The following is a 13,796-nucleotide window of genomic DNA, read 5'->3' on the forward strand; positions in this document are numbered from 1 at the left end:
AAGTAATAACTAAAAATCATTTTTTGCTTTAAAGTAAATCAATTAGTCATATTGCTATACGCTTACAAAAAAGTTCCTTATCCAAATGGTTGAAGGAACTTTTTTATTGCAGATCATCGTCAAAGCTTAAAAGATTATTTCTCTTTGCTTTCTTTTTCAGGTTCTTTCACAACATTGACATCATACAAATGAGCAAAGGCTGAAAGTAAACGAATTTTAGGATCTGCATTTGAAATCTTAATGCTTTGATCCGCTTCAAGTGTGATTAATTTCTCCGCAACAAAATAATCGATAATTTGTGTGATTTCACTCTCAATCTCAGACTCATCCCATTTTAAAAAGAAGGCTTTTTGTATAAGTGGGTATTGTTTGATGACTTGGGTATATAAATCAGATTTTGGAATCTCAAATTGCTGCTGCTCTGTTTCAACACGCAATACTTTGGCAATCAGTGCAGGCAGGATAAACGTGTGCAGAATGTTATTACTGAAATACTTAAGCAATCCCACCTGTATATCACTGACTTTCACCCAGCGCTCATTATCATGCTCAATCAATTCAACTTGTTTTAGCTTCATGGCATATTGAATGATTTCTGTGTTGGAAAGCTCGGTAATTTGCATACGATCATCATAACGATGCTGTTTGAGTAGATTACGGAATTGTTCTAAACGTACCAATACTTCACGCTCTGCCAAAGCATGCGTTGGTGCATTTAACAAGACCAGAGAAATCAAACTAACAGGATTAATCACGACCGCTTTATTGATATTTTCCAAAATATCAAACGCCACATCATTGACCGTGGCTTTAACCGACTCAGGCATCTCTTCATGCAAAGCAACATGTTGTGGAACATTGTTCTTTTTTAAGATCTCTTCAAGGAAAACCGGTTCACCTAAATTGACATGGACAACACCAAAGACTTTTTCAATTTTTTGAATAGATTTAAGTAGTCCAAATAGTGATTCAGCTTGTTTTTTCTGCCCACCCAGCTCTTTTATGTATGAACTGCCTTCGATCAGTTTTTCATATCCAAAGTAAGTCGGAATAAAGGCAATCGGTTTGCTATTCCCACGTAAATAACTTTGGATGGTCATTGCGAGCATCCCTTTTTTAGGCGGCAATAAAAGTCCAGTACGAGAACGACCACCTTCAATAAAGTATTCCATAGGGGTATTTCGATTGAGCATACTGTAGATATATTCTTTGAAAACAGCCGTATAAAGCGCATTACCATTAAAGCTACGTCGAATAAAGTATGCGCCTGCACCACGCATCAGTTGCCCAACCACAGGCATATTTAAATTAATACCTGCTGCAATATGGGGAACCATCAAGCCACGGTTATAAATCACATAAGACAATAATAAATAGTCAATGTGGCTACGATGACAAGGGGTATAGACAATTTCATAATCTTTGGCAAGTTCACGAACCGTATCGAAATTATGTACTTCGATACCGTCATAGAGTTGGGTCCACAATTTGGTTAAAGCAATTTCAGCAAAGCGTAAGGTCGAATAAGAAAAATCAGACACGATTTCATCGAGGTATTTATGCGCGAGTGCTTCGGCTTCATTGATGCTGATTTTTTTATGAATGCTTTCATTGAGAATGGCTTCTTTGACCGCATCACTCAGCATGAGTTTGTTAATTACATTGCGACGATCTGAAATATCAGGACCAAGAATTGCTTCTTTATAGCCATTAAATTGTTTATTAAGCTCAGTCACCACATAATGCGCTGGTGAAAAATTGGGTGTGAGTTCAATGGCTGAGTCAATTAACTGCCGTAAAGAAACTGCTTGATGGAATTCAATATAATTATTACGGCCATAGAGAGTAATGTTGAGTGCTTGTTTAATGCCCGTTGGCTTAGCCCAAGCATCAGTCATCAATGCTTTATACCAACTGTCCTCATTTTCCGGCGCACGCCCCCATAAAATCGTTGTTGGTACTAAAAGCACATCTTGTTCAGGGTGTTTTAATAAATATTCGACCAAACGAATAATTTTGTCTGGGTAGTATGCAGAGGCGTTGCTTTTGGTCGGTTCTAAAGTGATAAAACGATCATCTTCCTGATAATCTGATCCTAGGTTAAGTGGCGCAAAAGCAGGGCTGAGTTTTCTTTTTTCTGTTTCATTGTCAATTAAGACTTTATTCGAAGTTGAGTCATCTTGGATGACATAGCAAATTGGAAAATTGGCTGTGTTTGGATCATTAACTGTATTTTCAAGTGTTTTTGTATCGCCTAAAACTTGTGGGCTGACGATTTTATCTAAGATTTTTTTTGTAAATTGACGATAAAATTTTTGATAAGCATTGCTTGCCATAATATTCTCTAAATATGAGTCATATGGTTATTATGCTTGAAATAATATACAAATATATAGTTTGATTTGATGACAAATCGGTCAAACACTTTGCCTAAAAACTAAACTTATGATTTTTATCAATAAACTATTTAAATATCGGTATAATTAAATTCAGTTACTCAATATCAAAGTTTCATAGAAAAGCATTATGATAGATTGATATAAATTCATTTAAATTCAAGGAAAGGTCATGTCTACAGATCCAAATTTTCCAGCAACTGAAAACTTAGGTATTGCTGTTTATTCTAATAATGCTGAAGCAATTGGTAATACACCACTTATTCGTATCAATCGTCTTATTACAGGTGGCGCAACGGTTTTAGCAAAAATTGAAAGCCGTAATCCTGCTTTTTCAGTTAAAGATCGAATAGGTGCTGCACTCATTGCAGATGCAGAAGAGAAAGGGCTCTTGAAAAAAGGTATGCATATTGTAGAACCTACGAGTGGAAATACTGGAATTGCATTGGCATTTGTAGCAGCGGCAAAAGGTTATGCCATCACTTTAACTATGCCAGCAAGTATGAGTATAGAGCGCCGTAAAGTATTAAAAGCGTTGGGTGCAAATTTAATTTTAACTGAACCTGCAAAAGGTATGAAAGGTGCAGTTGACGAGGCAGTGCGTCTAGCAACTGAACATCCTGAAACATATTATTTACCGCAACAATTTGAAAACCCAGCCAATCCAAAAATACATGAGACAACGACTGGCCCAGAAATTTGGGCAGCCACTGGTGGTAAAGTTGATATCCTTGTTGCTGGTGTTGGAACTGGCGGTACTATTTCAGGTATTTCAAGTTATTTTGAAAAGGTCAAGCAGCAAGCGATTTACTCCGTTGCTGTAGAACCCGCAGATTCACCAATTATTGGACAAACCAAACGTGGTGAAACGTTAACGCCTGGGCCACATAAGATCCAAGGGATAGGTGCAAACTTTATTCCTAAAAACTTGGATTTAGATTTAGTAGATGAAGTTATTGCTATCGACAACCAAGAAGCGATTGATTTTGCCCGTCAAAGTGCCACTCAAGAAGGTATTTTTGTCGGTATTTCTAGTGGTGCGGCTTTAGCTGCTGCAGCAAAATTAGCTGCCCGTCCTGAAAATACAGGCAAAACTATTGTGGTGATTCTTCCTGATGCGGGTGAACGTTATTTGTCTTCCGTTTTGTTTGAAGATATTTCAGCAGATTAAGATTGAATTAAATCATTTATGTTTATGCTGTTTATTGTTGCTATGGACTAAAAAAATAAACCCACTCAAGTAGCAGCAGTGGGTTTATTTTATTGATATTCAGTTTCTATTTTTAAACTTTATAATGAAGACTTTAACTGTTTTTCATGTTGTTTGACTTGTTTCGCGTATCGTTTACCTTGACGTTTCATTTTACGATTTGTTTGGTAATTTGTGGGTCCAACATTGTAGTAGGCTAAGGCTTTTTTCCAGCTTCCTGCACTTTGATTGTATTTAGCCAAGATCATAGTGCCACAGCGTACATTGGTATATTCATCAAACAAATCACCAGGGCAGGCTTGTTGCCAATAACGCGGCATGATTTGGGTAAGCCCGACAGCACCAGATGGAGAGGTAACATAACTACGGTAGCTCGATTCTTGACGTATGGTCGCTGCAATCAGTAAAGGATCTACATCATATTGATCTGCGCTTTGTACAATGATTGGGGATACGCGATTAGCAACATCTGGAGAGACAGAATAGGCTTTTTGGATTCCAGTCGAAAGTTTAGCAGCACGTTTTTGCACAGAGCCACCACCCAAAGACGAGCATGCTGTGATCGCAAGTGTTAAGCCTACTGTAGAAATTATTTTTAACTGATACTGAAAATTCAAAATAAAACCAATGTTATGTATCCAAGATTGCCCTGATGTTATGTAGCTGATTTAAACCTGTCAATCTGTGAAAATTGGTAGATTTATTCGTAATTTGTATCTTAAGCTTTTGGTTGCTTGGTATTTAGGCGTTATTTCGTCATTTTCGTTTGTTTTTTCTGTAACAATATGGCCAACATTAAATGCAATGGATTCTTAGCAGTATATTGGACTTCAAATTGTTGATTTCCATTGTGTGGGTACAGCGCATAAATTACTGGAATATTTAATTTATTTCCTTCAATCAAATTTGAGTCTTTATCTGAAAGTTCTTTGGTTATATCTGCAAGTACATTGGTGCTAATCTCTTGCTGAATTACACCTTGGCAAATATATTGTGCACCTTCAAAGCGATCAGTAATCAAATCGATTAGATTTTGTGAATCCTGATTGTCTTTATCAGCCTGTAATTTTTCTAAATTTAATCGCTTTATTTTATTTAAAGTGATTCCTTCTATAGAAGGGATGATTTTTATTGTTGTGTTTATATTTGGATTAAATTGTTGAGTAAGTTGATTTAATTTTGATCCAAAACTGATATTTACCTGACTTGAGTAGAGTTTTTTTACATGATCAGTCACTTGTTGATTATTACATTCAGACTGATTAAATAAACTACAGGCTTGTAGGCCGAAACCTACACAGAGCATTGTAAATATTATTTTGTAATTCATCTCTATCTCTCACAGTCATGTTTATTCACTAACTCCACCAATATCTTAAAATATGAAAGAAGATAGGGGCAGAAAAGCAGATAGAGTCAATCCGATCTAACATCCCACCATGACCATGAATCAACTGGCCCCAATCTTTGACACCACGGTCACGTTTGATGGCTGACATCACTAAACCACCGAAAAAGCCAAAGATACACACAACTAGTCCTATCAATGCAGCTTGTAGATAGCTAAATGGAGTAAGCCATGCCATAGCAACACCTAAAGCTGTGGCTAAAACGATCCCACCCACTAAGCCTTCAACTGTTTTTGATGGTGACAAGACGGGTGCAACCTTGTGCTTTCCAAAAAGCTTACCACAGACATATTGCAAAACATCGGATGCCTGAACGACCATAATCAGCCAGATTGCTAACCAAATCGGTTCACCTTTAAAACCATTAAGTTTTAAATTGAGTAATGCAGGCACATGGGAAATACAGAAAACACAGACCATGAGTCCCCATTGAATTTTAGAACTACGTTCAAGGAAGTGTTTGGTATCTTCTTGTTTTAAACTGGCAATCGGAATCAGTAAAAATACATAAAGTGGAATAAAAATTGAATATAAGCCGTACCAGTCGATATAGATCAAATAATATTGATAGGGAATAACAAAATAAAAGGCGATAAGTAAAGGAAAATAATCACCACGCCTTGTCGGCAATAGACTGGTAAATTCTCGTAGAGCGAACAGGGAAATAATCCCAAATAAGATAATAAATGCAGTTTGACCCAATAGAATTGCTGCGCCAATGACGATCAACATCACCCACCAAGCATTGATCCGTGCATTTAAATTATCAATCACTGATGAGGGTTTTTGCCCAGCTTTTTGTTTGAGAATAAAGCCTACACTAGATGCAAAAACTAAAATTCCCGCAAAAATACCAAATAAAAGATAGGTTTTATTCAGATTATCTAAAATCATTGATTCTCAACCTCTTTTAATAGTACTAGCTGCTTCTGTGCATAATCTATAAATGTGGCTTTATCCATTTCTAAATGTTGTTCTAAAGGAAAGCCAAAGCATACGGTAGACAGTAAAGGCAAAGGAACAAAAGAACCTTTTGGCATGACACGTCTTAGATTTGAAATCCAAACAGGGACAATCTCAATCTCAGGAAATTGTTTATGTAAGTTATAGAGGCCACTTTTAAAAGGTAATAGCTCAAGATCATCATCAAGATTTCGAGTACCTTCAGGAAAGAAAATAATGGAATACCCCTGAGCAAGAGCGTCTTTTACAGGTTGTAAAGGGTCTGCATTATCTTCGCGATTACGTTGAATCGTGACACCATTAAAGGTGTCTTTAATTAAAAATTGTCTAAAACCATCTTTCAGCCAATAATCTGAAGCAGCAACAGGTTTAGTTTTTCGACGCATCAGTTTGGGAAGTGAGGACCATAGTAAGATAAAGTCGATATGACTATTGTGATTGGCATAGTAAATACGTTGTTTCATCTCAGGCTGACAACCAACCCATAAGCTACGAGCACCAGTTAACAGTCGTGCGCCACGGCGTGTCAAAAATGCGATAAAGCGAGCAATAGAGTGTGATGCTAAATTTCCATTAGAAGAATCTAAGTGTTGAGTCTTTTGCTCTAAAGACTGTTTATTGTATGACTCTTTATCTTGTTCGGAACGTGGTTCAGGTAGTTGATTCATTCTTTAAGCCGATTGATATTGAAGCATTTTATTGTGGGGCAAGCTGTATAATAAGATGACTAAAGTACAAAATTCTACTTTTTAAGTGATTAAAATAAAATATAACCAAACTTAGTTTTGAATAAAAAGTAAAAAGGTTGGTCTCCTTTTACAAATTTATCATTTCTATTTTTTGAATCATAGAAGAATTTTATAGCATTTCAAGATCTTCACTGCTGAGAAGCTGATAATTTTCTTGATTTAAGATCATTAAAACTATCATACGATAACAATTGAATATATCAGCAACTGTATCAGTTGAGGTTAAAATCGCTTTAAATCATTCTAGAAATCAAAATCATTAAAACCAGATATTGTACCAATAATAAAGCAATTTGTAGTTTTAAAAGTTTAAAGCATCCTACAAAACGCTGTGACCAATCACGTCCTGCTTTGGATGCGGGCATCAATTTCATACTCATTAGGGTTTGATCAAATTGTAGGGTTAAGTTTTCAATAGATTCAGTTTGGGATTCTCGTGCTATCATTTTAATGATTTGAGCATCAAACTTAACTCTAAATGAGAGATAGTGATGAAGCCCAGATAATAACAATGTAATGACAATGAACGTCCAAAACTCAAAGGATTGCCAACCTTTGAACAGGATGGCAAAAATAGATAACGCAAAAGCCAAATAACCTGAAAGTAATATAGCTGTGGTTGCAGACAACAGTTGCGCAACCACATAAAAATTCATTTTCATGGCGCTAAACCTTTCAATTTTAGATGGTAAATTTCTAATTCTTCCAGTTGGGCTTGTTTTAATACCACCCAAGGGCGAGCTTTACGAATAATGTTTACCATTTCATCAATATTGGCATCTTGGTTTTGTTGAATCAGCCAAGCGGTGAGTACAGCGCTACTTCTTGAATAACCTAAGGCACAAAAAATCAGAATATTTTGGATAGAGCTTGCTTCAAGCTTTGACATCAAATCATTTAATCGTGCTACGGCTAACTCAAGCTGATTGGCTTGTAATGGAATCAGATCTAGACTGAGATATTGCTGATATGCCGTTACTTGGTTTAAGGGTAACTCAGCAACACAATCAAATATTGCATTGTATTGGTGGTGATCTTGTTGTGTTGGGACTCTTCCAATATAGATTTTTTTAAGTTCATGTTGAATGATAAAAGAATCTTCGGGATGTTTTTTGGTCCAAACACGACTATTAAGCCAAGCAAAGATTAAATAAGGCGCAAGCAGTATTTGTGCTGCAACCGTCATTTTGCCATTTTCTTGTTTTTGAAAAAAATGTGGACGTACAAAACTATAGCTATGTGCAACGATAAATAGACTCACAGCAGGGTAAATTAGCCATAATCCCCAAGGTCTAAACTCATAAGCTAAGATAAAGAAAATCACTGAGCCACAAAGGTAATAACTACCAAGCTTTAAATGTTTTGTTGTTAACAGCTGCAGTCCATCTTTTCTAAATGGGGATTTTACTGAAATTGGAAATAACCATAAGCATAAAGCGCCAACAAGTATTCCTGTAGGAAGATCAATAAAATGATGTTGCCATGTCGTGAGTACAGAAATTCCAATCAGCACACACCAAAAATCGACCACATATTTCCATGCCCCAGATACATGGCGACGATAGAAATCCCAAAGGATAATCAGCAAAACAATATGTAATGAGGGCGCTTGATTAAAGGGCTTATCGAAGCCCATCAGGACATCAAACCATAGACCGAAAAAACCATCTAAAGGTGGACGTTCAAAACTAAACTTTAAAGGGAACACTAAGAAGCAACTAATCGAAATGACTTGCGCTAAAAATAGCCTAAGCGCTTGTTGTTTAAGCTCAAATTTGTTCCAACAAAGCAATAAGGAGAGGCCGTAAAACAGGTCAATTGACCAATACGGCACAATCGTCCAAGCCCAAAGTGGAATATGCTTTTCCCAAGCAAAGACAATACTTGGAACATCACTAAGACCTGACGCATATTGATTTGCAAAGCCATAAGTGAGGAAAAAGAAAGGCGCAAGAAAAACTAAGCAAAGTAGGCCCCATTTCCAAGTCCCAGTTTCTTTGATGAGTGTTCGCATAAAACATCCGTAGATTATTATTCTATTAAAATTAAAAAATTGGTGACTTAAAATGATTTATATCAAGTCACCAACTGTGTGATAGCAGAAATTTTATAGCTTTTGTGCGACTGAGACGGTAAATATTCCAAACTCATCAATACATTGGTCGACCTTTTTAAAGCCAGCAGCTTCAACAAGTGCATCCATTTCCGCTTGTGAGCGTAAACGCATTACCCATGCATCACCTTCACGATGTGAGGTTAGTGCGCGCGCAATAAACTCTTGCTGCGGGTGCCAAATTTGACCAGTATAAATCAAATAACCATCTTTAAGGATTGCTTTACTTAAGCCCTCAAGTGATTGACGTAGCAAATCATTGTCTGCAAATAACTCATATAAACCCGAAACCACTGCAAGTGAAGGTTTTGGTTTAACAGAGGCCAAAGACTGTGTATCAAATGCATCTGCTTGAACAAATTCAGCAATGTCATTGAGTCCACGTGTTGCAATCATTTGCTGACCAGCTTGTACATTGATATCGCTATAATCACGCAATAAGATTGAATCTGGTCGTTTTGGTAGTTGAACCACAGCATCTAAAATATAACGCCCATGACCAGAAGCAATATCCATAATGCTCAATGGTTTATGGTTTTTAATCAGAATATCCGCATATTTCTGAACTAAAAGTTCAATATTCTGTTTACGAACACGGATTCCACGCCAACCAATCGCATTTAAATATTGGCGGTCTATGATGTTGCCAATAGGATTAGAACTTTCAGGTTGGTTACGATAAACAAAATCTAAAGTGCTTCCAGAGTCATAGCCAGTGTCTTCACCAATTTTTAAGCCTTTTGATAAATGACTACCAATTTTTAGATTCTTTTTTGTAATTTCCCAAAATGCATTCTTTATTGATTTAGCGGGTAATGGTGAACTGAGATCTTCAGCTATAGCGCAACTTGGACCAATTTTGTCCGCATTTAAAACATCTGGAGCTTGATATTCAACCGCAAAACATTGCTGGATAAATCTGCGTATTTTTTCTGTTGCAATATGGCGATCTTTTTCGCCTAAAGTATCGTGAAAGAAACCCTCTAAAATATGTAATTCTTTTTTAGGATGTGGAAGCTTTTGGTAAAATTCACGTTGCGGTTTTTGAAAAACTACAAAATCTGAACCTGAACATAACACCTGAGTCGGCACAAAGATATTTTGTGAGTCAGCAACAATACGCTTAGAGGCATCATAGAGTCCAAGCAACATTCTCACCGAAATTGCTTTAGCAATTTTAGGATCGGTATCATAGCTTTGAGCACGTTCTTCATCATGGGTCAGCATTTTGGCTTTAACATAACTTTGAATGAAAAAATTACCACGAATTTTTTCCATGACTCTTAAACTTGGTTCGGCAAATGGCACATAAAGCTTAATATCAAAAGCAGGGGAAGCGAGACACAAGGCGCGAATTTTTGGCGCATAATCATGTACCCATGTTGCAGCTAATACAGCACCTACACTTTGTGCAACCACAGCAATGTTTTTGGCGTCGATGCCATAGTTTTCTTCAATATGCTGTACAAAATATTGAATATCTTTTACACATGTGGAGAAGCTAGGTGCATCACCACGTTCACCTGGTGAATCGCCGTGCCCACGGGCATCCCACGCAAAGAAATCAAATTCACTTAAATTGAGTTCATTAACTAAATGCGCCATACGTCCTGAATGTTCATGGCCGCGATGAAACAGAAGAATGGCTTTTTTTGTTTCGCTTGGAGTGTTGGTCGACCAATGTTGATAAAACAATTCTGTTCCATCATGACTCTTAAAGGTGTGATGACTGTTGTTATACATACGAATTTACCCTAAATATGAAACTGTTTTATAACGCTGTTTTTAAACTATTTTTAATTCGGTTATAGATGGTTAAACTAAGTAGTAGACCAATTAAAATGAGTATGCCATTACAGATTAAGCTGAGAAGTTGTAAATTTGTAGTGAATAATGGCGTGATGACAATCACGACAGTGATTAAACTAAACCAAAATGCGCGATCACTTTTCCCCATTGGGCCGTCATAACGACGTTCTTGACCAATCAGTGGGGCCATAACGCCCGTGTATTCACTTAAAATTGCAAGAAAAGCGACTAATAAGAGTAATTTTGCATTAATAAAGCCAAAAGCAATCAAGCATAGATAGAGTGCTGTGTCCGAAATAACATCACACAACTCATTGTAAAACGCACCTAAGTTGGATTGTTGTTTAAATTCACGGGCAAGCATTCCATCGATGGCGTTGAAAGCCATTCGTAGCAGCATCCACAAAGGAAAGAGCAATAACCATCCATTTACAGCATGATTCAGATAATACTGGTATAGAAAAAAGCTTAAACCGAGCGATATAAACATCGCTAATAACGTGACTTGATTTGCCGTGATTCCGATATTAAAAAGCTTTTTAACAAAAGGGCGCAGTAAGTTTTGAAATGCTGGTTTTAATTGATAGATTGATGGCATTGTTCTAGTAATATAAGGTATATGATAGGATTTTAATCAAGTTTTCCATGATTTTACAAGTATTAATTTTCATCATTTAAATTCGTGATGTTGGGAGCTACTGACATTTCATAAAAGGTTCGCGTTGTGGGCTAAAATTGCATATGAGACGTATACATCGTAGTGTATTGAGTGAGATTGATTAGAGAAACTATTGGCGAGTTTTACTGCTCAAGCTGAGATAATTTAGCCATCACCTGAGCAAGAACCAAGAAATATTTTGTTTATAGAGAGGGTGTGCGGGGACTAGAATATTTTTTCAGCAACGTCGTTAGCTTGTGAAATGATGTTGCTCATCTTTTAGAGTGTCTAAATTCAATATTTCATGCCTCGTATCATCTAAAATCATTTGTAGCCGCAAACGCAGACAAATTATCAACAGACCCTAATTTAAAATTTCTATGAATGGTCCTATAATTCAAATATCATCTTAATTTTGATCTTGTTTATGCTATGACACCTGCTTGTAAAGTTTTAAAATCAAATAAAATTGAATTTTCTGTTCATGAATATGAACATGATGTAAATGCAAAAAGTTTTGGCTTAGAGGCTGCTGAAAAATTAGGTTTAAATGTCGAAGAAGTTTTTAAAACCCTGATGGTAACAGATGATAAAAACTATTTTGTTGCCATCCTTCCAGTGAATCATCAATTAAATTTAAAGAAAGTAGCGAGTGCCTTTGCTTGTAAAAAACTACATATGGCTGATCCTAAAGATGCAGAGCGTTTAACTGGATATTTAGTTGGTGGAATCAGTCCTGTAGGTCAAAAAAAGCGTTTAAAAACGGTAATTTGTGAAAGTGCACAGCAGTTAAGTAAAATGTATGTGAGTGGTGGGAAAAGGGGCTTGGATATTGGGGTTAATCCACTAGATTTAGCGAAGGTTTTGAGTGCGAATTTTGCTGATATTGTTGATGAATAATCCATCCTTTTATTGATGAATTTTAATTAAAAATAATAATGTTACTCACTATGTTACTCACAAAAAGATTTGCTCAAAAATAAAGCCACTGAAGTGGCTTTATTTTTTGAATCTATATCTAATATTACAGACTGGACATATGAACTAAACCAATAACTCTTCCGACCATCCTTAAATGGCTTCGTGTAGCGTCCTTCTCTAATTCTGGCATCTAGAGTTTCTGGTTCTATATTCAGCAAGTGAGCAAATTCGGCTCGCCCAATTCTGCGTTCTTCTTTTTGGCTTACCAGTTGCTCAACAAGTCTTGTTAAATGTTTGAGAGATTCAGATTCAATTTTTAATGCGCCCATTTCATCACCTCAACAAGTTTTCTTTCTAGTGCGCTTAATATCAACAGCCATAGATTGAGTAGAATTAATAATTAATTGTTCAGCCTGATTAATATTATCAGAACTGTTCATGTAACAAGCAATTGCATTACTAGCTATGCAATAACCAAATTTAACTGCTATTAAGGTTTACTACAGAACAAGTGAAGTCAGTTTTAGCGGTTCAACAGCTAGAGATGATACTAGGGGATTTATTACACTGGGAACTGTAGATGCAACGCGACATATTTTACAAGCAGTTGATTGATCCCGTTTTGACTTAATAGTTAAACTGAAGTTTTTTCTAAGAATGTTACTTGATCTGGATCAAGGCGTATGGCATATTTTAGCTATAGTGGACGAATTTATGGTAATCCACACAGTTTAATAGATTTGTATACCCACTGATTAATAGATTTGTATACCCACTGATTCCATCAAGCGGGTATTTTTTTGAGATATACAGCTAATGAAATGGATTTTATCGCTAACTCTTATAATCGTATCTACGACAAGTTTTGCTTATCAAATTACAGATTATTCAGGGAAATGTTTTACACAAAATGAGAAAAAAACTTATTCCTGTTCAATTCAAAAAGGTGTAAGTGCTGGTGGAAAGTTTGTATACATAGAATTTGATCAAAAAGAATATTTAATTGAGCAATCAACAACATGTGGTGGTAAATGTAAACCTTATTTGGGTACAACTCCAGAAAATGTATTGTCTGCTAAAAATTATAAAAAAGATCAATGGAGTTGTTACAAGCAAGAGCAAGGCAATATGAATATTTGTTATATGCTAACCAAATAAATTAATTTTTAAGGAGCTCATCGAAAGGTGAGTTTTTTTTTCATAAAAAACAAATCTGTAATGATTAGGTGCTAAGATACTATTGAAGAATAGGAAAAAACATGAACATTTGTATTGGTGGTCCTTGGCATGGAAGTAAGTTGCTTGGGAATGTAAGCCATGAGAAATTTTTCAAAATTAAAGGTTCTACATCAAAATCAATTACAACCTATTATAAAAAAATAGTTAAGATTAAAAATCAAGAGTATGTATTTTGGGTATCTGATGAGTTATTAGATATGCAGGCTGATGAAATAATTAGAGATTATTTAGTAAAAAATTTTCAAATTCAATAGAGAAAACATATAGTCGTTAAAAGATATAGATTGATAGTGATTGTTTAGAAAATTATAGAATGTTACGTATTTCAT

Annotated in this window: 14 protein-coding genes; 4 read left to right on the forward strand and 10 right to left on the reverse strand. The window is 35.9% G+C overall.

Annotation, left to right across the window (positions count from 1 at the left end; translation table 11 throughout):
- Positions 1–134: 134 nt before the first annotated feature.
- Positions 135–2,336 (reverse strand): glycerol-3-phosphate 1-O-acyltransferase PlsB, encoded by a 2,202-nt coding sequence (gene plsB, locus AC2G3J_RS09040; RefSeq protein WP_419327283.1) that lies wholly within the window; start codon positions 2,334–2,336, stop codon positions 135–137.
- A gap of 232 nt (positions 2,337–2,568) precedes the next feature.
- On the opposite strand from plsB, the gene cysK reads away from it, so the two are divergent.
- The gene (gene cysK, locus AC2G3J_RS09045; protein ID WP_483770980.1) at positions 2,569–3,567 is read left to right on the forward strand and encodes a cysteine synthase A; all 999 of its coding nucleotides are present in this window, start codon (positions 2,569–2,571) and stop codon (positions 3,565–3,567) included.
- Positions 3,568–3,686: 119 nt separating this feature from the next.
- On the opposite strand, the gene AC2G3J_RS09050 is transcribed toward cysK, so the two are convergent.
- The 8 genes from AC2G3J_RS09050 to AC2G3J_RS09085 form a co-directional block, all read right to left on the reverse strand.
- Positions 3,687–4,223: a lytic transglycosylase domain-containing protein gene (locus tag AC2G3J_RS09050; RefSeq protein ID WP_336950969.1), complete on the reverse strand. Its 537-nt coding sequence runs from the start codon at positions 4,221–4,223 to the stop codon at positions 3,687–3,689.
- A 131-nt stretch (positions 4,224–4,354) separates the two neighbouring features.
- Positions 4,355–4,936, reverse strand: coding sequence for a hypothetical protein (locus AC2G3J_RS09055; RefSeq protein WP_419359734.1), 582 nt, complete (start codon positions 4,934–4,936; stop codon positions 4,355–4,357).
- 28 nt (positions 4,937–4,964) lie between these two features.
- Positions 4,965–5,909, reverse strand: a complete 945-nt coding sequence (locus AC2G3J_RS09060) for a phosphatidate cytidylyltransferase (RefSeq protein WP_004719987.1) — start codon at positions 5,907–5,909, stop codon at positions 4,965–4,967.
- Positions 5,906–6,646 (reverse strand): lysophospholipid acyltransferase family protein, encoded by a 741-nt coding sequence (locus AC2G3J_RS09065; RefSeq protein ID WP_336950976.1) that lies wholly within the window; start codon positions 6,644–6,646, stop codon positions 5,906–5,908. Before AC2G3J_RS09065 ends, AC2G3J_RS09060 begins: the two co-directional genes overlap by 4 nt.
- Positions 6,647–6,960: 314 nt before the next feature.
- Complete coding sequence (locus AC2G3J_RS09070; protein ID WP_336950977.1) at positions 6,961–7,389, reverse strand: hypothetical protein; 429 nt, start codon at positions 7,387–7,389, stop codon at positions 6,961–6,963.
- On the reverse strand, positions 7,386–8,741 hold the full coding sequence (locus tag AC2G3J_RS09075) for a phosphatase PAP2/dual specificity phosphatase family protein (protein WP_483770981.1): 1,356 nt from the start codon (positions 8,739–8,741) through the stop codon (positions 7,386–7,388). The genes AC2G3J_RS09070 and AC2G3J_RS09075 overlap by 4 nt, the downstream gene beginning before the upstream one ends.
- 93 nt (positions 8,742–8,834) lie before the next feature.
- Positions 8,835–10,583, reverse strand: coding sequence for a bifunctional alpha/beta hydrolase/class I SAM-dependent methyltransferase (locus tag AC2G3J_RS09080; RefSeq protein WP_336950978.1), 1,749 nt, complete (start codon positions 10,581–10,583; stop codon positions 8,835–8,837).
- A gap of 28 nt (positions 10,584–10,611) precedes the next feature.
- Complete coding sequence (locus AC2G3J_RS09085; protein ID WP_336950980.1) at positions 10,612–11,247, reverse strand: CDP-alcohol phosphatidyltransferase family protein; 636 nt, start codon at positions 11,245–11,247, stop codon at positions 10,612–10,614.
- A gap of 492 nt (positions 11,248–11,739) precedes the next feature.
- Here AC2G3J_RS09085 and ybaK point away from each other — a divergent pair, with 492 nt between their 5' ends.
- Complete coding sequence (gene ybaK / locus AC2G3J_RS09090; RefSeq protein ID WP_483770982.1) at positions 11,740–12,207, forward strand: Cys-tRNA(Pro) deacylase; 468 nt, start codon at positions 11,740–11,742, stop codon at positions 12,205–12,207.
- Between the two features lie 53 nt (positions 12,208–12,260).
- On the opposite strand, the gene AC2G3J_RS09095 is transcribed toward ybaK, so the two are convergent.
- Positions 12,261–12,557, reverse strand: coding sequence for a hypothetical protein (locus AC2G3J_RS09095; protein WP_483770983.1), 297 nt, complete (start codon positions 12,555–12,557; stop codon positions 12,261–12,263).
- Positions 12,558–13,044: 487 nt separating this feature from the next.
- Here AC2G3J_RS09095 and AC2G3J_RS09100 point away from each other — a divergent pair, with 487 nt between their 5' ends.
- Together AC2G3J_RS09100 and AC2G3J_RS09105 are read left to right on the forward strand one after the other, a co-directional pair.
- A complete protein-coding gene (locus AC2G3J_RS09100) occupies positions 13,045–13,386 on the forward strand; it encodes a hypothetical protein (RefSeq protein WP_336950983.1) in 342 nt (113 codons plus the stop codon).
- Between the two features lie 101 nt (positions 13,387–13,487).
- A complete protein-coding gene (locus tag AC2G3J_RS09105; RefSeq protein ID WP_483770984.1) occupies positions 13,488–13,721 on the forward strand; it encodes a hypothetical protein in 234 nt (77 codons plus the stop codon).
- Positions 13,722–13,796: the final 75 nt, after the last annotated feature.

It is taken from the genome of Acinetobacter legionensis (genome assembly GCF_057165765.1).

Bases quoted from the DNA above. Each gene is read 5' to 3' on its own strand.
- plsB (WP_419327283.1), bottom strand. From the start codon at position 2,336: ATGGCAAGCAATGCTTATCAAAAATTTTATCGTCAATTTACAAAAAAA.
- AC2G3J_RS09055 (WP_419359734.1), bottom strand. From the start codon at position 4,936: ATGAATTACAAAATAATATTTACAATGCTCTGTGTAGGTTTCGGCCTA.
- AC2G3J_RS09100 (WP_336950983.1), top strand. From the start codon at position 13,045: ATGAAATGGATTTTATCGCTAACTCTTATAATCGTATCTACGACAAGT.
- cysK (WP_483770980.1), top strand. From the start codon at position 2,569: ATGTCTACAGATCCAAATTTTCCAGCAACTGAAAACTTAGGTATTGCT.
- AC2G3J_RS09065 (WP_336950976.1), bottom strand. From the start codon at position 6,646: ATGAATCAACTACCTGAACCACGTTCCGAACAAGATAAAGAGTCATAC.
- AC2G3J_RS09070 (WP_336950977.1), bottom strand. From the start codon at position 7,389: ATGAAAATGAATTTTTATGTGGTTGCGCAACTGTTGTCTGCAACCACA.
- AC2G3J_RS09105 (WP_483770984.1), top strand. From the start codon at position 13,488: ATGAACATTTGTATTGGTGGTCCTTGGCATGGAAGTAAGTTGCTTGGG.
- AC2G3J_RS09060 (WP_004719987.1), bottom strand. From the start codon at position 5,909: ATGATTTTAGATAATCTGAATAAAACCTATCTTTTATTTGGTATTTTT.
- AC2G3J_RS09075 (WP_483770981.1), bottom strand. From the start codon at position 8,741: ATGCGAACACTCATCAAAGAAACTGGGACTTGGAAATGGGGCCTACTT.
- AC2G3J_RS09085 (WP_336950980.1), bottom strand. From the start codon at position 11,247: ATGCCATCAATCTATCAATTAAAACCAGCATTTCAAAACTTACTGCGC.
- AC2G3J_RS09080 (WP_336950978.1), bottom strand. From the start codon at position 10,583: ATGTATAACAACAGTCATCACACCTTTAAGAGTCATGATGGAACAGAA.
- ybaK (WP_483770982.1), top strand. From the start codon at position 11,740: ATGACACCTGCTTGTAAAGTTTTAAAATCAAATAAAATTGAATTTTCT.
- AC2G3J_RS09095 (WP_483770983.1), bottom strand. From the start codon at position 12,557: ATGGGCGCATTAAAAATTGAATCTGAATCTCTCAAACATTTAACAAGA.